General features: G+C 73.2%; 19 protein-coding genes. 8 read left to right on the forward strand and 11 right to left on the reverse strand.

Annotation, left to right across the window (positions count from 1 at the left end):
* Positions 1-13: 13 nt before the first annotated feature.
* The 3 genes from QHG49_RS26760 (at position 14) to QHG49_RS26770 (ending at position 2484) form a co-directional block, all read left to right on the forward strand.
* On the forward strand, positions 14-526 hold the full coding sequence (locus QHG49_RS26760; protein ID WP_301491599.1) for a GNAT family N-acetyltransferase: 513 nt from the start codon (positions 14-16) through the stop codon (positions 524-526).
* A 75-nt stretch (positions 527-601) separates the two neighbouring features.
* Positions 602-1321, forward strand: a complete 720-nt coding sequence (locus QHG49_RS26765) for a DsbA family oxidoreductase (protein WP_301491600.1) — start codon at positions 602-604, stop codon at positions 1319-1321.
* Positions 1322-1431: 110 nt separating this feature from the next.
* Positions 1432-2484: an aminotransferase class V-fold PLP-dependent enzyme gene (locus tag QHG49_RS26770; protein WP_301491601.1), complete on the forward strand. Its 1053-nt coding sequence runs from the start codon at positions 1432-1434 to the stop codon at positions 2482-2484.
* Positions 2485-2557: 73 nt separating this feature from the next.
* Here QHG49_RS26770 and thpD read toward each other — a convergent pair whose 3' ends face one another.
* From thpD to QHG49_RS26795, 5 genes are all read right to left on the reverse strand, one after another.
* The gene (gene thpD / locus QHG49_RS26775; protein WP_145489155.1) at positions 2558-3451 is read right to left on the reverse strand and encodes an ectoine hydroxylase; all 894 of its coding nucleotides are present in this window, start codon (positions 3449-3451) and stop codon (positions 2558-2560) included.
* A 6-nt stretch (positions 3452-3457) separates the two neighbouring features.
* Entirely contained in the window at positions 3458-3868 is a 411-nt protein-coding gene (locus QHG49_RS26780) for an ectoine synthase (RefSeq protein ID WP_145489157.1), read from the reverse strand.
* A gap of 54 nt (positions 3869-3922) precedes the next feature.
* Complete coding sequence (gene ectB / locus QHG49_RS26785) at positions 3923-5194, reverse strand: diaminobutyrate--2-oxoglutarate transaminase (RefSeq protein WP_145489159.1); 1272 nt, start codon at positions 5192-5194, stop codon at positions 3923-3925.
* A 13-nt stretch (positions 5195-5207) separates the two neighbouring features.
* Positions 5208-5726, reverse strand: a complete 519-nt coding sequence (gene ectA, locus QHG49_RS26790) for a diaminobutyrate acetyltransferase (protein WP_145489161.1) — start codon at positions 5724-5726, stop codon at positions 5208-5210.
* 360 nt (positions 5727-6086) lie between these two features.
* Positions 6087-7187 (reverse strand): aminotransferase class V-fold PLP-dependent enzyme, encoded by a 1101-nt coding sequence (locus QHG49_RS26795; protein ID WP_159700275.1) that lies wholly within the window; start codon positions 7185-7187, stop codon positions 6087-6089.
* A gap of 159 nt (positions 7188-7346) precedes the next feature.
* Between QHG49_RS26795 and QHG49_RS26800 the strand changes: the two genes are divergently transcribed.
* From QHG49_RS26800 to QHG49_RS26820, 5 genes are all read left to right on the forward strand, one after another.
* The gene (locus tag QHG49_RS26800; protein WP_301491602.1) at positions 7347-8189 is read left to right on the forward strand and encodes a basic amino acid ABC transporter substrate-binding protein; all 843 of its coding nucleotides are present in this window, start codon (positions 7347-7349) and stop codon (positions 8187-8189) included.
* A 4-nt stretch (positions 8190-8193) separates the two neighbouring features.
* On the forward strand, positions 8194-9027 hold the full coding sequence (locus QHG49_RS26805; protein WP_159700269.1) for an amino acid ABC transporter permease: 834 nt from the start codon (positions 8194-8196) through the stop codon (positions 9025-9027).
* The gene (locus QHG49_RS26810) at positions 9024-9818 is read left to right on the forward strand and encodes an amino acid ABC transporter ATP-binding protein (RefSeq protein ID WP_159700266.1); all 795 of its coding nucleotides are present in this window, start codon (positions 9024-9026) and stop codon (positions 9816-9818) included. Before QHG49_RS26805 ends, QHG49_RS26810 begins: the two co-directional genes overlap by 4 nt.
* A 17-nt stretch (positions 9819-9835) precedes the next feature.
* Positions 9836-10927: an amidohydrolase family protein gene (locus tag QHG49_RS26815; RefSeq protein WP_301491603.1), complete on the forward strand. Its 1092-nt coding sequence runs from the start codon at positions 9836-9838 to the stop codon at positions 10925-10927.
* A gap of 159 nt (positions 10928-11086) precedes the next feature.
* A complete protein-coding gene (locus tag QHG49_RS26820; RefSeq protein ID WP_301491604.1) occupies positions 11087-12025 on the forward strand; it encodes an SCO1860 family LAETG-anchored protein in 939 nt (312 codons plus the stop codon).
* Between the two features lie 349 nt (positions 12026-12374).
* On the opposite strand, the gene cobC is transcribed toward QHG49_RS26820, so the two are convergent.
* The 6 genes from cobC to cobM are packed head-to-tail and all read right to left on the reverse strand — an operon-like array spanning position 12375 to position 18746.
* The gene (gene cobC, locus QHG49_RS26825) at positions 12375-13433 is read right to left on the reverse strand and encodes an Rv2231c family pyridoxal phosphate-dependent protein CobC (RefSeq protein WP_159700257.1); all 1059 of its coding nucleotides are present in this window, start codon (positions 13431-13433) and stop codon (positions 12375-12377) included.
* Positions 13423-14340 (reverse strand): sirohydrochlorin chelatase, encoded by a 918-nt coding sequence (locus QHG49_RS26830; RefSeq protein ID WP_145489174.1) that lies wholly within the window; start codon positions 14338-14340, stop codon positions 13423-13425. The genes cobC and QHG49_RS26830 overlap by 11 nt, the downstream gene beginning before the upstream one ends.
* Positions 14337-14924, reverse strand: coding sequence for a precorrin-8X methylmutase (locus tag QHG49_RS26835; RefSeq protein ID WP_301491605.1), 588 nt, complete (start codon positions 14922-14924; stop codon positions 14337-14339). Before QHG49_RS26835 ends, QHG49_RS26830 begins: the two co-directional genes overlap by 4 nt.
* A complete protein-coding gene (gene cobJ / locus QHG49_RS26840) occupies positions 14921-16624 on the reverse strand; it encodes a precorrin-3B C(17)-methyltransferase (RefSeq protein WP_301491606.1) in 1704 nt (567 codons plus the stop codon). Before cobJ ends, QHG49_RS26835 begins: the two co-directional genes overlap by 4 nt.
* A complete protein-coding gene (gene cbiE, locus QHG49_RS26845; RefSeq protein WP_301491607.1) occupies positions 16621-17859 on the reverse strand; it encodes a precorrin-6y C5,15-methyltransferase (decarboxylating) subunit CbiE in 1239 nt (412 codons plus the stop codon). The genes cobJ and cbiE overlap by 4 nt, the downstream gene beginning before the upstream one ends.
* Positions 17856-18746 (reverse strand): precorrin-4 C(11)-methyltransferase, encoded by an 891-nt coding sequence (gene cobM / locus QHG49_RS26850; RefSeq protein WP_236576252.1) that lies wholly within the window; start codon positions 18744-18746, stop codon positions 17856-17858. Before cobM ends, cbiE begins: the two co-directional genes overlap by 4 nt.
* Positions 18747-18792: the final 46 nt, after the last annotated feature.

The following is an 18792-nucleotide window of genomic DNA, read 5'->3' on the forward strand; positions in this document are numbered from 1 at the left end:
CGTCCTCCGTCCCATGATCAGTGAACCCGCGAGCACCCTGGAGATCCGCACCGCGCTGTCCGCCGAGGCCGGGGCCGTCGCCGCACTGCATCTGCGCGCGCGCTCGACGTACTACCCGGACGGTGTCCCGCAGGCGCAGCTCGACTGGACCGAGGCGTGGCGGGGGTCCATCGAGCGGCCCGACGGGCGGGTGCTGTGCGCCGTCCGGGAGGGCCGGCTCGCCGGGGTCGCCTCCTTCCGGACGCCGGACGGAGCCGGCCCGGACACCGTCAAGCTGTTCCAGTTCCATGTCGACCCGGACCGCTGGCGGGGCGGCATCGGTACGGCCCTGCACGCGGCCTGCGCGGCGGAGTGGCGGGCGGCGGGACGGCGCACGGCCGTGCTCGACGTGCATGTGGACAACCTGCGGGCCCAGGCCTTCTACGCCCGGCAGGGCTGGGTGCCGGACCCGGAGAACCCGCCCGCGCCGGGGGACCACCATCTGTTCCTGCGGTACGCGGTGCCGCCGGAAGCGCCGGGGGAATGACCGGGGTCATTTGAATGTTCACGTACTCGGCGGGGATCGTCTCCGCCCCCGTACGACCTGGAAAGAGCCGAAGACATGCGCGTCGAGATCTGGAGCGACATCGCCTGCCCCTGGTGCTATGTGGGCAAGGCCCGCTTCGAGAAGGCGCTCGCCGCCTTCCCGCACCGCGAGGACGTCGAGGTGGTGCACCGCTCCTTCGAGCTGGACCCCGGCCGCGCCAAGGGCGATGTCGAGTCCGTGCTCACCATGCTGACCAGGAAGTACGGCATGAGCGAGGCGCAGGCCGAGGCCGGGGAGGACAACCTGGGCGCCCAGGCCGCCGCCGAGGGCCTGGACTACCGCACCCGGGGCCGCGACCACGGCAACACCTTCGACATGCACCGCCTGCTGCACCTGGCCAAGGAGCGCGGCCGGCAGGACGAGCTGATCCAGGCCCTGTACCGGGCCAACTTCGCCGAGGAGCGGTCCGTCTTCACCGGGGGCGACGAGCGGCTGGTCGAGCTGGCCACCGGCGCCGGGCTCGACGCGGCCGAGGTGCGCGCGGTGCTCGCCGACCCCGAGGCGTACGCCGAGGCGGTGCGCGCGGACGAGCGCGAGGCCGCCGAGCTGGGCGCGAACGGCGTCCCCTTCTTCGTGCTCGACCGCAAGTACGGCGTCTCCGGCGCCCAGCCCGCCGAGGTCTTCACCCAGGCGCTCGGCCAGGCCTGGGGCGAGCGCGCCCCGCTGACGCTGGTCGACCAGGGCGGTGCCGACGCCTGCGGCCCGGACGGCTGCGCGGTGCCGCCGCGCGACTGACCGCGCGGGGCGCGAACCCCCGGCTCGGCGCGGTCGTCCGAGAAACGCTTGGCGGATCCCCGGAGAGACGCGCGATGGACGGGGACCTCACCGACCCGCACAGTGGGCTCATGGAGAACTTCGAGAGCCTCGTCCGCGCCGAGTTCCGCCCGGAGAACACCTATCTGAACACCGCGACCAGCGGCCTGCTCCCGGCCCGCACTCTCACCGCGCTCCAGGAGGCGATGGCGATCCGGGCCGCGGGCCGGCCGCTGGACCCGCTGTTCGAGGACGTCGAGCGGGCCCGCGCCGCCTTCGCCCGGCTGGCCGGGGTCCCGGTGAGCCGGGTGGCGGCCGGTCCCTCGGTCGCCGCGCAGACCGGTCTGATCGCGGCCTCCCTGCCCGCGGGCGCCGAAGTCCTCACGGTCGAGGACGACTTCACCTCCGTGGTGAACCCCTTCCATGTGCGCGGCGACCTCAAGGTGCGCGCCGTACCGCTGGAGCGGCTCGCCGAGTCCGTGCGCCCCGGCACCGCGCTGGTCGCGGTCAGCGCCGCGCAGTCCGCCGACGGCCGTCTCGCCGACCTGCCCGCCCTGCGCGCGGCGGCCCGCGCCCACGGCGCGCGCACCTACGTCGACTTCTCCCAGGCCGCCGGCTGGCTGCCGATCGACGCGGACGGCTACGACTACACCGTCGCCACCACCTTCAAGTGGCTGCTCGGCCCGCACGGCGCCGCCTTCCTCGTCGTCCCCGAGGACCTCGGCGGGCTGACCCCGCTGCTCGCGGGCTGGGTCGCGGCCGAGGATCCCTGGGGCGGCTGCTATGGCCCGGTCGCCGAACTCGCCCGCTGTGCCCGCCGGTTCGACGTCAGCCCCGGCCTGTTCACCTACAGCGGGGTGTACGCCTCGCTCACGCTGATCGAGGAGCTGGGCGTGGCCGCCGTGCACGCGCACGACCTGGCGCTCGCCGGCCGCTTCACCGAGGGGATCGCCCGGCTGGGGCACGAACCGCTGCCCGCGCCCGGCTCGGCGATCGTCTCCGTGCCCGGACTCGGCGCGCGGCAGGCCGGGTTGAGCCGGGCCGGCATCCAGGTCGCCGACCGGGCGGGCAGTCTGCGCGCGTCCTTCCACCTCTACAACACGGCGGCGGACGTGGACCGGCTGCTCGACGCGCTGGCCGGCTGACCCCGCCGGGACATGACCGGGCCGGGGCCTCCCGTCCCACACGTAAAGGCCCCGGCCCGGTGTCAGAAGGCGCCTACCTCACCGGGGTGAAGTCGCGCGCGCCGATGAACTCCGGTCGGCGCACCGGCGCGGCGAACGGCTCCACCGCCGTGTTCTCCACGCTGTTGAACACGATGAAGACGTTGCTGCGCGGGAACGGGGTGATGTTGTCCCCGGAGCCGTGCATGCAGTTGCAGTCGAACCAGGTGGCCGAGCCCGGCTTGCCGGTGAACAGCTTGATGCCGTACTCGCCCGCCAGCTCCGTCAGCGCCCCGTCGGAGGGGGTGCCCGCGTCCTGCATCTGGAGCGACTTCTTGTAGTTGTCCTTGGGCGTCTCGCCCGCGCAGCCGAGGAACGTCCGGTGCGAGCCCGGCATGATCATCAGGCCGCCGTTGGTGTCGTGGTTCTCGGTCAGCGCGATCGAGACGGACACCGTGCGCATGTTCGGCAGGCCGTCCTCGGCGTGCCAGGTCTCGAAGTCCGAGTGCCAGTAGAAGCCGCTCGCGCCGAAGCCCGGCTTGACGTTGATCCGCGACTGGTGGACGTACACGTCCGAGCCGAGGATCTGGCGGGCCCGGCCGACCACGCGCTCGTCCCGCACCAGCCGGGCGAACACCTCGCTGATCCGGTGCACCTCGAAGACCGAGCGGATCTCCTGCGACGACGGCTCCACGATGGAGCGCTCGTCGAAGCGGATCGCCGGGTCGCTGACCAGCCGGTCCAGCTCCTGCCGGTAGACCTCGACCTCGCCGGGTCCGATCAGCTGGTCGACGGCGAGGAAGCCGTCACGCTCGTACGACTGGAGCTCGGCCGCCGCGATCGGCCCGGGGGTGTCCGGAGTGCCCCACAGGACCGGGTCCTGGCGTGGGACGGTCACCTCGGTGGCGCCGCGGGTCGGGTACAGGTCCTTCACGGTGGCGGTGGTCATGGTCGCTCACACCTCCTCGGGCTCGGGCTCCGTGAGCAGCGGGTAGACGCCGTTCTCGTCGTGGTCCTCCCGTCCGGTCACGGGCGGGTTGAACACGCAGATGCAGTGGAAGTCCTCCTTGACACGCAGCGTGTGCCGCTCGTGCCCGTTCAGGAGGTACATGGTGCCGGGCGTGATGGTGTACGTCTTCCCGGTCTCGCGGTCGGTCAGTTCGGCCTCGCCTTGGGTGCAGACGACGGCCTCGATGTGGTTGGCGTACCACATCTGGGTCTCGGTCCCCGCGTACAGGATGGTCTCGTGCAGCGAGAAGCCGACCCGCTCCTTGGCCAGGACGATGCGCTTGCTCTCCCAGGTACCCGACTTCGACTTGACGTGCCGGTCGGTGCCTTCGATGTCCTTGAACGATCGGACGATCACGGTGGTGCTTCCTCCTGGTCGGACGTTGCGGTCGGACGGTGTGGTTCAGGTGGTTCAGGCGGTTTCCCGGACGGCGCGGGCGAGGATGCTCAGGCCCTCGTCCAGCTCGTCGGGGGTGATGGTCAGGGCCGGCAGCAGCTTGACGACCTCGCTCTCCGGGCCCGAGGTCTCGATGAGCAGGCCCAGTTCGAAGGCCCGCCGCGCGATCCGCCCGGCACGGTCCTTGGCGTGGAACTCCAGGCCCCACACCAGACCGCGGCCGCGGTACTCCTTGACGTCGGCGAGGTTCTCCTCGGTGATGGAGATCAGCGCCTGCTCGACCTGCTCGCCGCGGGTGCGGGTCTGCTTCTCCATGGCCGAGCCGTCGGTCCAGTACGCCTCCAGCGCGGCGGCGGCGGTGACGAACGCGGGGTTGTTGCCGCGGAAGGTGCCGTTGTGCTCGCCCGGCTCCCAGACGTCCAGCTCGGGCCGGAACAGGCACAGCGACATCGGCAGGCCGTAGCCGCTGATGGACTTCGACACCGTGACGATGTCGGGGGTGATCCCGGCCTCCTCGAAGGAGAAGAAGGCGCCGGTACGGCCGCAGCCCATCTGGATGTCGTCGACGATCAGCAGCATGTCCTGCCGCTCGCACAGCTCCTTGAGGGCGCGCAGCCACTCGGGGCGGGCCACATTGATGCCGCCCTCGCCCTGCACGGTCTCCACGATCACCGCGGCGGGCTTGTTCAGACCGGAGCCCTGGTCCTCCAGGAGCCGCTCGAACCACAGGAAGTCCGGGACGGTGCCGTCGAAGTAGTTGTCGAACGGCATCGGGGTGCCGTGCACCAGCGGGACGCCGGCGCCGGCCCGCTTGAAGGCGTTGCCGGTCACCGCGAGCGAGCCCAGGGACATGCCGTGGAAGGCGTTGGTGAAGGACACGATGGCCTCGCGGCCCTTCACCTTGCGGGCCAGCTTCAGCGCCGACTCCACGGCGTTGGTGCCGGTCGGGCCCGGGAACATGACCTTGTACGGCAGGTCGCGCGGGCGCAGCACCAGGTTCTGGAAGGTCTCCAGGAAGCGGCGCTTGGCCGTGGTCGACATGTCCAGGCCGTGGGTGACCCCGTCCCGGGACAGATAGTCGATCAGCGCCCGTTTGAGCACCGGGTTGTTGTGGCCGTAGTTGAGTGATCCGGCACCGGCGAAGAAGTCGAGGTACGCATGGCCGTCCTCGTCGTACATCCGGCTGCCCTGCGCGCGGTCGAACACGGTGGGCCAGCCGCGGCAGTAGCTGCGCACCTCGGACTCGAGGGTCTCGAAGACACTGAGGTCGGGCTGGGTGATGGTCACGGTGATTCGCTCCTCAGAGGGCGTGGGAATCGGTCGACGGGCCGATGCGGTAGAGGACTTCGGAGTCGTGCGGGCCGTCCGGGAACAGCTCGGCGGGGAACAGCACCTCGCGGGTGAGGTGCGCGCCGTGCCGCTCGGCGAACGAGGTGAACAGCCGCTCGGAGGCGGTGTTGCCGGGCGCGATGGTGGTCTCCAGGCGGGTGACGCCGCGCTCGGCGGCGAGCCGCGCGGTCAGCCCGTCCAGCAGCGCGGCGGCGATGCCGCGGCCGCGCTGGGCGGAGTCCACGGCGACCTGCCAGACGAGCAGGGTGTCCGGACGGTCGGGCCGCACGTACCCGGTGATGAATCCGACGGGTGTGCCGTCCGCATCACGCGCCACCGCCGAGGTGCCGGCGAAGTCCCGGCACCACAGCAGATAGCTGTAGGACGAGTTGAGATCGAGCGTTTTCGAGTCCTTGGCGAGGCGCCAGAGCGCGGCGCCGTCGGCCGTTTCCGGTCGGTCTATGAGCAGGTCTGCGGATGCGGCGGTCATGCGGCACGAATTTAGCGAGGCAAATTTAAAAATGCATCACCGCAGATGCGGCACCGCTCGACAGGCGGAGTGAAATGACCGCTTTGACCTATGGCAAAGTGGGGCAAAACCTAAATTTTGTGGGGTGTGTCACACCCCTGAAACCGTCGGAAATCTCCCGGAAAACTGGCCCGTTTAGCCGTGCAAAAAGCGGGCAGAAGAGTATGGGAAGCTGCCGTCCGGGAAATTAGCGGGAATTGTGAAGCCGAATTGAATTCGAGATTTAGCGTCGTCGATTCATTCACCGGGAATACCCGCGCGCATGGCGACGGCCCGCGCCTCGGGGCGCGGGCCGTCGTGCTGCCCGGGAATTCCTCGCGGTTACCGCCAGGCCCGCTCCACGGCCTGCCGGGCGGCCGCCGGGTCCACCGTCGCGCCCCGCGCGGCGAGGGCCGTGCCCAGGGCGGCCAGGGATGCCTGGACGGCGGACCCGGTGGCGTCGGGGCCGTAGTGGTTGACCCGGATCATCTCCTTGGCCAGGGCGCCGCCGCCCGCGGCCAGCGGGAGGGCGGGGTCGGCGGCCAGCGCGGCGGCGACCAGATCGGAGGCCGCGAGCGAGGAGGGGACGCGCAGGGTCGTGGCGACCGGGGCGGCGTCCCCGGCGTCGTGGACGTACGGCTCCAGGCCGCCGCCGAGGGCCAGCGCGCCCGCCCGGGTGGCCGCGGCCGCGCGCCGGTGGCGGGCCATCACCGTCTCCGGGCCGTCCGCCTCGATCCGCTCCAGGCAGGCGTCCAGCGCCAGCATCTCCAGCTGGGCCGGGGCGTGCGGCAGGGCCGTGCGGCCGGCGTCCAGCCAGCGCTCCTTCCAGTCCAGCAGGGAGAGGTAGGAGTGGCGCGGCGCGTTCGGGTTCGCCGCCATCCGGGCCCAGGCCCGCTCGCTCACCGAGATCGCCGAGACGCCCGCCGGGCCGCCCATCGCCTTCTGCGCGCCGATCACGCACAGGTCCACGCCCCACGCGTCCGGCAGCACCGGCTCGGCGCCCACCGAGGCGACCGCGTCCAGATAGAAGAGGGCGCCCTGCTCCCGTACCGCCTCGCCGATCTCCGCGACCGGGTTGGTGTTGCCGGTCGCCGCCTCCGCGTGCACCAGCGAGACGAAGTCGATCTCCGGGTGCTCGGCGAACGCGGCACGGATCTGCTCCGCCCGCACCGCCGTGTGGAAGGGGACCGCGATGTCGTACACGGTCGCGCCGGCGTCCCGCAGCCAGTCACCGAAGGTCCGCCCGTAGGGGCCGGTGATCACGTTCAGCGCCACCGTGCCGGGACCGGCGGCGGCGCGGATCGCGCCCTCCAGCGGCAGCAGCGCCTCGCCCTGGGTGATCAGTACGTCCTGCCGGGTGTCCAGCAGCCGGGCCACCCGGTCCTCGATCGCGGCGAAGCGCCGCGCGGTCAGCGGGGGCAGGTCGAGGAGGGGGTGCGTCACGGCGGTGCTCTCTCTTCGTCGGGAGGTTCGCAGGGGCCACAGCGGTCTGCTCCCCCCGATCTTAGGTCCAGGCCCTCCAAGGCCATGGGTTTGGTTTGAGATACCCAAACATTTCCTTATAATCGGAACCTATTGTTCCCTCCTCAGGAGACTCCCCCCATGAAAACGCCCTTCGGACGCCGGACCCGCCTGCTGGCCGCCACCACCGCGACCGCGGGCCTCGTGCTCGTCGTGGCGGGCTGCTCCTCCAGTGACTCGGGGGGCGGCAAGAGCGTGGCCGGCGGTGTCCACCTCGCCAAGGCCGGGCAGCTCACCACCTGCACCCACCTGCCCTACCCGCCGTTCCAGTCGGTGGTCGACGGCAAGGTGCAGGGCTTCGACGTCTCCCTGATCGACCTGGTCGCCAAGGACCTCGGCGTCAAGCAGCAGATCGTGGACACGCCGTTCGAGAACTTCAAGACCGGCGCCTTCCTGAACTCCGGCCAGTGCGACCTGGCCGCCGCCGGTATGACGATCACCCCCGAGCGGGCGAAGAACGTCGACTTCTCCGACCCGTACTTCGAGGCCACCCAGGCGGTGCTGGTCGCCAAGAACAGCGGGATCACCTCGCTCGACGGCGCCAAGGGCAAGAAGCTCGGCGCCCAGGCGCAGACCACCGGTGAGGACTTCGCCAAGAAGAAGGGCCTCGACCCGGTCTCCTTCGCCTCCTCCGACGCCGTCCTCAACGGCCTGCGCACCGGCCAGGTCCAGGCCGTCGTCATCGACTACCCGGTGGTCCAGGGCTGGCTGAAGGACAAGGCCAACGCGGACAAGTTCAAGGTGGTCGACAACCTGAAGACCGGCGAGCAGTACGGCTTCACGGTCAAGAAAGGCAACAAGCCGCTGCTGAAGGCCATCGACAAGGCCCTCAAGGACGCCAAGGCCGACGGCACCTACAAGAAGATCTACGAGAAGTGGATCGGCCCGTACGACCCCTCCGTCGCCTCCCCGGCCGGTTCCTGACCCCATGGCCGACACGGACACCGGCATCCAGCCGAAGCGCACGGGGCTGACGCGCACGCAGAAGCGCAGGCTCTCGCGCGGCGCCCAGTACGCCGTCCTCGCCGCCGCGGTGCTCGCCTTCGCGCTCACCGCGGACTGGGGGCGGCTCCAGAACCAGTTCGCGCAGCCCGGCATCGCCAAGCAACTGTTCCCCGAGCTGATCACGGTCGCCCTGAAGAACACCGTGCTGTACACGCTGTCCGGGTTCGTCGTCGGCCTGGCCCTCGGCATGGTCATCGCCCTGATGCGGCTGTCCTCCGTGGGCCCCTACCGCTGGCTCGCCGGCATCTACATCGAGATCTTCCGCGGCCTGCCCGCGCTGCTGATCTTCATCTTCGTCGGCGTCGGCGTGCCGCTGGCCTTCCCGACCGTCCAGTACCCGGGCGGCACCTACGGCAAGGTCGCCGTGGCGCTCGGCCTGGTCTCCGCCGCCTACATGGCCGAGACCATCCGCGCCGGGATCCAGGCGGTGCCCAAGGGGCAGATGGAGGCGGCCCGTTCGCTCGGCTTCTCGCCCGCGCGGGCCATGGTCTCGATCATCCTGCCGCAGGCCTTCCGCATCATCCTGCCGCCGCTGACCAACGAACTCGTCCTGCTCTTCAAGGACTCCTCGCTGGTGCTGTTCCTCGGCGTCACCCTGGAACAGCGCGAACTGTCCAAGTTCGGCAACGACCTGGCCAGCCAGACCGCCAACTCCACGCCGATCCTGGTCGCGGGCCTGTGCTATCTGCTGATCACCATCCCGCTCAGCCTCGTCGTCCGCCGTATGGAAACCAAGGCCCTCAGGGAGATCAGGTGACCACCCCCGAGATCCGCGTCCAGGGTCTGCACAAGTCCTTCGGCGACAACCAGGTGCTGCGCGGCATCGACCTGGAGATCGCCCAGGGCGAGGTCGTCTGCGTCATCGGCCCGTCCGGCTCCGGCAAGTCCACGCTGCTGCGCTGTGTGAACCTGCTGGAGGAGCCCACCGAGGGGCGGGTCTTCGTCGGCGGTACCGAGGTCACCGACCCGGACGTCGACATCGACGCCGTCCGCCGCCGGATCGGCATGGTCTTCCAGCAGTTCAACCTCTTCCCGCACCTCAGCGTCACCGAGAACCTCACGCTGCCGCAGCGCCGGGTACTGAAGCGGGACAGGGCGGCGGCCGAGCGCGTCGCCGCCGAGAATCTGGCCCGGGTGGGCCTCGCGGAGAAGGCCGGCGCTTACCCCTCCGCCCTCTCCGGCGGCCAGCAGCAGCGGGTGGCCATCGCCCGCGCGCTCGCCATGGGCCCCGAGGTGATGCTCTTCGACGAGCCGACCTCGGCGCTCGACCCCGAGCTGGTCGGCGACGTCCTCGCGGTGATGCGGGGCCTCGCGCGGGAGGGCATGACGATGATGGTCGTCACCCACGAGATGAGCTTCGCGCGCGAGGTCGCCGACCGGGTCGTCTTCATGGACGGCGGCGTGATCGTGGAGGAGGGCCGCCCCGAACAGGTCATCGGCGCTCCCCGGCACGAGCGCACCCGCCACTTCCTCTCCCGCCTCCTCGACCCGGCGATGGCCGAGGTGGAGGAGGGGGTCGCGGACCAGGGAGGAACCGGGCTCGGCTAGCCCTCTAAGGTGCCGGTATGAGCGATCAGCCGGTGCTGCATGTCAAGGGCAGGGTCCTCGTCGGACCGCAGGACGTACGCGACGAACTGTGGGTGGTCGGCGGCCGGGTGTCGTACGACCGCCCCACCGGGGCCCGGGACGTCCGGACCGTGACGGGGTGGGCGCTGCCCGGCCTGGTCGACGCCCACTGCCATGTGGGTCTCGACGCGCACGGACCGGTCGACGCGGAGACCGCCGAGAAGCAGGCACTGACCGACCGGGAGGCGGGCACCCTGCTGATGCGGGACGCGGGCTCGCCCTCCGACACCCGCTGGATCGACGACCGGGCCGATCTGCCGAAGATCATCCGGGCCGGGCGGCACATCGCGCGCACCCGCCGCTACATCCGCAACTACGCCTGGGAGATCGAGCCGGACGACCTCGTCGCCTATGTCGCCCAGGAGGCCCGGCGCGGCGACGGCTGGGTCAAGCTGGTCGGCGACTGGATCGACCGTGACCTCGGCGATCTCTCCCCCTGCTGGCCCCGGGAGGCGGTCGGGGCCGCGATCGCCGAGGCCCACCGGCTGGGCGCCCGGGTCACCGCGCACTGCTTCGCCGAGAACTCCCTGCGCGACCTGGTCGAGTCGGGCATCGACTGCATCGAACACGCCACCGGCCTCACCGAGGACCTGATCCCGCTGTTCGCCGAGCGGGGCGTCGCCATCGTCCCCACCCTCGTCAACATCGCCACCTTCCCGCGGCTCGCGGCGGGCGGCGAGAGCAAGTTCCCGGACTGGTCGGCCCATATGCGCCGGCTGCACGAGCGCCGCTACGACACGGTGCGCTCCGCGTACGACGCCGGGATCCCGGTGTTCGTCGGCACCGACGCCGGCGGCTCCTTGCCGCACGGGCTGGTCGCGGCGGAGGTCGCCGAGCTGGTCACCGCGGGCATCCCGCCGATCGAGGCGCTCGGGGCGACCAGCTGGTCCGCGCGCGCGTGGCTCGGGCGGCCCGGCCTGGAGGAGGGGGCGCCCGCGGACCTCGTGGTGTACGACGAGGACCCCCGGGCCGGTGTGGGGGTGCTGGCGGCACCGCGCCGGGTGGTGCTGAACGGGGCGGTGGTGGAGTAGGGCCCGCGGACAGGTGAGGGAACGCGTGTGCACGGTGATTCGAAAAGGCGTGCGGAATTTCCACGTTGGAGTGAAGTGACCCAGGTTTGCTGACCGTTCACCCACACTGGCGACAAGGTTGACGGGTCCCAAGCATTTCAAGTGGGGGGTCCCACCGCCTTGAACAGCACCAACTTCCGTATGCCCGTGCGCCGTCTGGCCGCTGCGGCGACCGTCACCGCACTGGCCACCGCGCCCGCCGTCCTCGGCGCGGGCGCGGCGCACGCGTCCGAGAATCCCGGCCGCGCCACCGCCGTCGTCCTGCACACCGGGCTCGACGTGTCCCTGCTCGACAAGTCCGTCGACGTCCCGCTCGCCGTCTCCCTCAACGAGGTCACGGCACCCCGGAGCGCCGACCGGACCGCCCTGTCCGCCCGGCTCGACGGGGTGTCCGGCGGCAACCCGTTCACCGTGCTCAGCGCGGACGTGGCCCAGTCCCGGGCCACCGTCACCGGCCGGCGCGCCGAGGGCTCCGTCCGCCTCGTGCACGCCAGGCTGCACGTCCCCGGCCTGCCCCTGCTGTCCCTGATCGAGGTGGACACCGTCACCGCGCGGGCCACCTGCGAGGTGGGCAAGCCCCCGGCCGCCGACACGAAGATCGTCGGCACGGTCACCGTCCTCGGCCGCCGGGTCACGCTCACCGCCGGGGGGCCGGTCGAGGTCAAGGTGCCCGGCGTCGGCGAGGTCCGCCTCGATCTCGCGCAGCGCAGTACCACCTCGCGCACGGCGACCGCGACCGCGCTCCAACTGAAGGTCTCCGTCAACCCGTTGAAGCTGAACGTGGCGGACGTCGAGGGCACGGTCACGCTGGCCAAGGCCACCTGCGAGTCCCCGATGGCGCCGCCCTCGAAGCCCCCGACGCAGAGTCACGACCCGGGCTCCGGCACCAAGTCCGACGCCGCGCCGGTCTCCGACGTGAAACCGCAGGGCGGCGCCTCGGACACCAACCTCGCGGAGACGGGAGGCAACCCGGCGACGCCGTACATCGCGGGCGGCGCGGTGGCGCTGCTGGCGGCGGGCGGCGGCGCGGTACTGATGGCGCGCCGCCGCAGGAGCTGACGGCAGGGGGAGCGACGGGGCGGGACCGGGGAGGCCGGGGGGACCTCACCGGTCCCGAGCCGTGCCGGGGCCTGCGTGGACCGAGGGGATGGCTCCCATCAGCCCGGGGTGGTCGTCGGGGCTGAGGGGGATCTGGCGGCCGGGGGCCTGTCGACCGGGGGCCGTCGGCAGGATCGAGGACGGCGGCTCCCAACAGCCGCAAGCAGTCGTCGGGGCCCCGAGGGGGGCGGCTTCCGCCGGCCGGGGGGCGGTCGCCGGGCTGAGGGGGGTCTGTCGGCCGGGGGCGTCGGCAGGATCGAGGGGGTGGTTCCCGTTGGCCGAGGGTGGTCGACAGGGGCGGGGGTTTCCGTCAGCCGAGGGCGGCTGCCAGCGCCGTCAGGAAGGCGTCCGTCGTGGGCCGGTCGCGGACGGCGAGGCGTATCCAGCCGGCGCCGAGGCCGGGGAACGTGTCCCCGCGGCGCACGGCGTAGCCGAGGTCCCGCAGCCGGCGTCGTACGGCCGCCGCCTCCGGGACGCCCACCAGCACGAAGGACCCCTCGGCCGGTCCCGCGACCCGCACCCCGCGGGAGGCGAACGCGGACAGGCCCGCGACCAGGTGCGCCCGGTCGCTCGCGATGCGATGGGCCGCGTGGCCCGCCTCCGCCAGGGCGCGGGCCGACACGCACGCCTCGGCGGCGGCCAGCGCCGGTGTGGACACCGGCCACAGCGGCTGGGCCCGCTCCAGCTCGGCGACGATCCCGGGCTCGGCCAGCGCGTAGCCGATGCGCAGACCCGCGAGCCCCCAGGTCTTGGTGAGGCTGCGCAGCACCACGAGTCCGGGGACGTCCGTCCGCCCGGCCAGCGCCTCCCGCTCGCCCGGCACCGCGTCCATGAACGCCTCGTCGACCACCAGCACCCGCCCGGGCCGGGCGAGCCCGGCGATCACCGAGGCCGGATGCAGGACCGACGTCGGGTTGGTCGGATTGCCGATCACCACCAGATCCGCCCGCTCCGGCACCAGCGCGGCATCCAGCCGGAAGCCGTCCTCGGGCCGCAGCAGCACCCGCTCCACCGTGTGCCCGGCGTCCCGCAGCGCCGCCTCCGGCTCGGTGAACTGCGGGTGCACGACGACCGGTCGGCGGACCTCGAGGGCGCGGGCGAGCAGCACGAACGCCTCCGCCGCGCCCGCCGTCAGCAGCACCCGCGACACCGGCAGCCCGTGCCGCGCCGCCACCGCCGCCCGCGCGGCCCGCCCGTCCGGGTAGGCCGCGAGGGAGGTCAGGGAGGCGGCGATCCGTTCCCGCAGCCAGGGCGGGGGCGTGTCCGACCGTACGTTGACGGCGAGATCGACCAGCGCCGCGCCGTCGTCCCGTACCTCGGCGTCCCCGTGGTGGCGCAGGTCCGGCCCGGGGGAGTCCTCAGTGGGCATGGCTGTGCGTGTGCCCGCCGTGGTGGTGATGGCCGTGCCCGTGGTCGTGGCCGTCGTCGTCCGGGTGGAAGTGCGGCTGCTGCGGCAGGCCCACCTTGTCCTCGAAGCCCGGCAGCGCGATCCGGTACACGCACGAGTCGCAGTTCATGCGCAGGTCGCCCTTGACGGCCTCCTCGTACCGTTCGAGCACCAGGTCGAGCAACTCCGGCTCGGGACCGATGACATCGGCCGAGGACACCGGGGTCTCCGGGTGCGCGGCCGCCCACTCCTCGGTCTGCCGCCGCACCCGGTCCGGGAGGATCCCGGTGAACAGGAAGTAGGGGAGCACGACGATCTTCCGCGCCCCCAGCGCCACACAGCGGTCCAGACCGCTCGGCACGTCCGGCGCGGCGAGGGACACGAACGCCGTCTCCACGCCGGCGTACCCCCGGCCCTCCCACAGCAGCCGGGCCGCCTTGAACACCTCCGCGTTGGCGTCCGGGTCGGTGGAGCCGCGGCCGACCAGCAGTACGGTCACCTCCGCGCGGTCCTGGTCCCCGATCGCCTCGTCCAGGCGCCGCTCCAGCACGTTCAGCAGCGCCGGGTGCGGGCCCAGCGGGCGGCCGTAGGTGTACGAGATGCCCGGGTGCCGTTCCTTCTCACGGGCCAGCGCGGCCGGGATGTCGCCCTTGGCGTGCCCGGCGGACACCAGCATCAGCGGCACGGCCGCGAACCGGCGTACGCCCCGCTCCACCAGCTCGGCCACCGCGTCGCCGAGCGGCGGCGGGGACAGCTCGATGAAGCCGCCCGCGACGGGCAGGTCGGGACGGCGGCGCCCCAGCTCCCGTACGAAGGCACGGAACGCCTCGGCTCCGGCGTCGTCACGGGTGCCATGGCCGGCGATCAGCAGGGCGGGCGGGGTGGTCACAGGGTCTCCTCGGGGGAAATCGGTTGGTACAGCAGGGCGTTGAGGGCGGCGGCCGCGACCGCCGAGCCGCCCTTCTCGGACACGTTGCTCACGGCGGGCAGCCCGCTCTCGCGCAGCGCGGCCTTGGACTCGGCCGCGCCGACGAAGCCGACGGGCAGGCCGATGACGAGCGCCGGGTCGGCGTCCAGGGTCAGCAGCTCCTCCAGGGCGGTCGGCGCACAGCCGATCACCCACAGGGCGCCGGGCCCGACCTCCTCGTAGGCGAGCCGGATCGCATGCGCCGAACGGGTCAGTCCGGGGCCGGACCTGGCGTCCTTGAGCCGGCACACGGTCGCGCGCCGGGTGATGCCGGCGGCGACCATCTCCACGTCCACCACGACCGGCGCCCCGGCGTGCAGCGCGGCATGCGCCGGCCCCAGGTCCGCCTCCGCCAGCACGAGATCGCTCGCGTACTCCAGGTCGGCGGCGGAGTGGATGACCCGCTCCACCACCGCCCGGGTCAGCGGCGGGAGGTGCGAGGTGTCCAGGCGGGCGCGCAGCCGCCGGAAGGACTCCTGCTCGATGGGGTGCACGATCCGGTTCACCGGGCCTCCTCCGTCTCCTGCGGGCGTCCGCTCTGCCAGCGGTAGCCGCGCGGGGTCACCATGCGCCCGGCGACGGTCCGGGTCGCGGTGTTGCCCACGGTGACGACCGTCATCATGTCGACGCTCGCCGGGTCGAGCGCCGCGAGCGTGGTGACCCGGCTCGACCCGTCCGGCCGCGAGGCGTTGCGCACGACACCCACGGGCGTCGTCGGCGCGCGGTGCTCGGCGAGGATGCCGAGCGCCTTGGGCAGCTGCCAGTCGCGGCCCCGGGACCGGGGGTTGTAGAAAGTGACCACGAGGTCCGCCTCGGCCGCCGCCCGCACCCGCCGCTCGATGACCTCCCACGGCGTGTGCAGGTCGGAGAGGCTGATGGAGACATGGTCGTGGCCCAGCGGGGCGCCGAGGATCGCGGCGGCGGCCAGCGCGGCCGTCACCCCGGGCACCCCGATCACCTCGATGTCGTCGGACGCCTCGGCGAGCGCGGGCGAGGCCATGGCGTACACGCCCGCGTCCCCGCTGCCGATCAGCGCCACCGCGTGCCCGCGCCGGGCCTCCGCCACGGCGGTGCGGGCCCGCTCCTCCTCGGCGCCGAGCCCGGACTCCAGCACCCGGGTGCCGGGCCGCAGCAGATCGCGGATCTGGTCCACGTACTGGTCGAGCCCGACCAGCACCGAGGCCCGGCGCAGCTCTGCCGCCGCGCGCGGGGTGAGCAGATCCCGGGCGCCGGGCCCGAGCCCGACCACCGCGAGCCGCCCACGCCCGGGCCTGCGCACCACGGCGCAGGTCGCCATCGCCGGGACGGCGTCCGACTTCCGCTTGGGGACGAGGAGTTCGCCGCCGCCGAGCAGCGCGGCCGCCTCGGCGACCGACGGGGTGCCGACGGCCGCGAGCGGGGCGGCGGAGGGGTTGGGCACCTCGACGGCGGCCAGCTCCTCGGCGGAGTACGTCACCACGGGCACGCCCAGCCGCTCGGCGGCGCCCAGGATGCCCGGCTCCTGCGACTTGGCGTCCACGGTGGCGAGTTCGGCGACGGACCTCGGGGACAGCCCCGCCTCCCGCAGCGCGCCCTCGATCAGCCCGAGCACCTCCGCCACCGGGGCGCCCCTGGAGGCGCCGACCCCGACGACGAGGGACGGCGGCCGCAACAGCACCTCGCGCTCGCCGGGTTCGACGTCCCGGTCGGTGAGCCGGATCGTGTACGACCCCTGCGGCGACACCGGCAGCGGCGGCAGCGGCCACGCCGACTCGGCGGCGAGCGCGACCGGTTCGCCGTCCAGCAGGGCCCGGGACACGGCGGCGACCGCGCCCTCGCAGGGCAGGCCGAGCGTGTCCAGACCGGCCAGTCCCACGGCGTCCGTGGCGGTCGTCACCACCGGCTCGGCACCGAGCAAATCGCCCACTTCCCGCGCGAGTTCATTGGCGCCGCCGCCATGGCCGCCGAGCAGCGACACCGCGAACCGGCCGCCCTCGTCCACACAGACCACGCCGGGGTCGGCCGCCTTGCCGGCGAGCAGCGGCGCGAGCAGCCGTACCGTCGCGCCCGTCGCCAGGAAGCACACCAGCTGCTCGCACTCGGCGAACGCGGACCGTACCGCCTCCCCGACCGGGCCCTCGTACACCCGGGTGCGGTCCGGCCAGGCCGCGGCCAGCCGGTCGCGTGCCGCCGCCCCCGCCGCGGTGGCGGAAATCAGGCCGATCACTGGTCAACTCCTTCGATGGGAACGGGGGTTCTGACGCCCCAGAGCAGAAACACCGGGTTGGTGGCCGCGAGCCGGGTCACCTCACCCGGCAGCGGGGCGAGCCGCGAGGAGTGCAGCAGCACGCCCTCGCAGTCGAACCCGGCGCCGGTCAGCGCCTCGCGGGCCGCGGGCACCCGGTCCAGGGCGGCCATCGCCACCACCACGGTCCGGCGCGCACGCAGCGCGCACGCCCGGATCACGGCGGGCAGCTCGCGCCCCCCGCCGCCGATGAAGACGGCGTCCGGATCGTCCGCCAGCGCGGCCAGCGCGTCGGGCGCGGTGCCGTGCACGGCCTCCACCTCGACGCCGTGGGCGCGGGCGTTCTCCCGGATCCGGTCCACCCCGTCCGCGGCCTTCTCGACCGCGACGACGGCCGCGCCGAGCCGCGCGCACTCCACCGCGACCGACCCGGACCCCGCGCCGACGTCCCACACCAGGTCCCCGAGCCGCGGCCCGAGCCGGGCCAGCGCGAGCGCGCGCACCTCGAACTTGGTGATCATCGAGTCGCGGTGGGCGAACGCGGCTTCCTCCAGGGCCCAGCGGGCCGGAGCGGCGGGCACCCCGGCGACGGTGCGCGGGGGGCCCGGTGCCGGGGGCTCCGCCAGGCACAGCACCACGCTCACCGCCGTACCCCAGTCCCGCGCCGCCGCCTGCGCGGGCGTGACCCGCTCCACCCGTTCCCGCTGCGGGTCGCCCAGCGCGGTGGCCACCACGAGGGTCCGGTCGTGGCCGGTGAGCGCGGCGCCCAGTTCGGCCGGGCCCGCGCCCGGGCCGGTGAGGACGGCGACCTTCGGACGCGCGCGGCAGACGTTCACGGCGGTGCGCAGATCCCTGCCGTGCGCGCTGACCACGAGCGCGTCGTCCCAGGGCAGCCCGAGCCGGGCGAACGCGGCGGCCACCGAGGAGACCCCCGGCCGCACCGACAGCCGCTCCGGGCCGAAGCGCTCGGCGAGCGCCCGGACGATCCCGAAGAAACCGGGGTCCCCGGAGGCCAGCACCAGCACCGGCAGCTCCTTGCCGACGTACCCGGCGATGGCGTCCAGCGCGGGCGCCAGCGGCCCGAGCACGATCCGCTCGGCCCCGGCGGGCAGCCGCACCGCGTCCAGATGCCGCCGCCCGCCGACGACGAGCGCGGCGCCCGACGCGACGTCCTCGGGAAGCGGTGCCCCCGTCCCCGTGCCGACGACCGTGATCATCCGCCCGCCCCTCGCTCGCGCAGCGCCCGCCGCGCACCGGGCTCGGCCTTGCGGTAGCCGTGGAAGTGCCCGGGGTGGTAGAGGTGCGAGCGGGTGCCCCGCGCGGCCAGCGCGGGCCCGACCAGGAACAGCGTGTGCTTCCAGAGCCTGTGCTCCTTGACCGTCTCCTCCAGGGTGCCGATCGTGCACCGCACGATCAGCTCCTCCGGCCAGGTCGCCTGGTAGGCGACGATCACCGGAGTGGACGTCGGATAGCCGCCCTCCAGCAGCTCCCGCACCAGCTGACCGCTGCGCGCCGCCGACAGGAAGAGCGCCATCGTGGTGCCGTGCCGGGCGAACTCGCGCACCTCCTCGCCGGGCGGCATCGGCGTCTTGCCGCCGCCGAGCCGGGTGAGCACGACGGACTGCGCGACCTCGGGGATCGTCAGCTCCCGCTGCGCGAGGGCGGCCACCGCGGAGAACGACGACACCCCGGGCACCACCTCGGTGGCGATGCCCAGCTCCGCGCACCGGTCCAGCTGCTCCTGGGTACCGCCCCACAGCGCCGGGTCGCCGGAGTGGATCCGCGCCACCTTCAGGCCCTCGGCGCGCGCCCGCGTGTAGACCGCGACGACCTGCTCCAGGGACATGGCCGCCGAGTCCAGCACCTCCGCGTCCGCGCGCGCGTGCTCCAGCACCTCCGCCTGCACCAGGCTCGCCGCCCAGATCACCACGTCCGCCTCGGCGATCGCCCGCGCGGCCCGGAACGTCAGCAGATCGGCGGCGCCGGGGCCCGCCCCGACGAAGGTCACTTTTCCGCCACCGTCACCCAGGGGGGTGGCGGCGACGTCCTCGCCAGGGGTCTCGGTGGTGGCGCCGGCAGGGGCGTCCGGGACGGCGTCGGCCATCGGGAAAATCCTCTCGTACGGAAAGCACACGGCAGTAGCGGGGTGA

The sequence above is a fragment of the Streptomyces sp. WP-1 genome, from assembly GCF_030450125.1.
In the GTDB taxonomy this organism is placed as follows: domain Bacteria; phylum Actinomycetota; class Actinomycetes; order Streptomycetales; family Streptomycetaceae; genus Streptomyces; species Streptomyces incarnatus.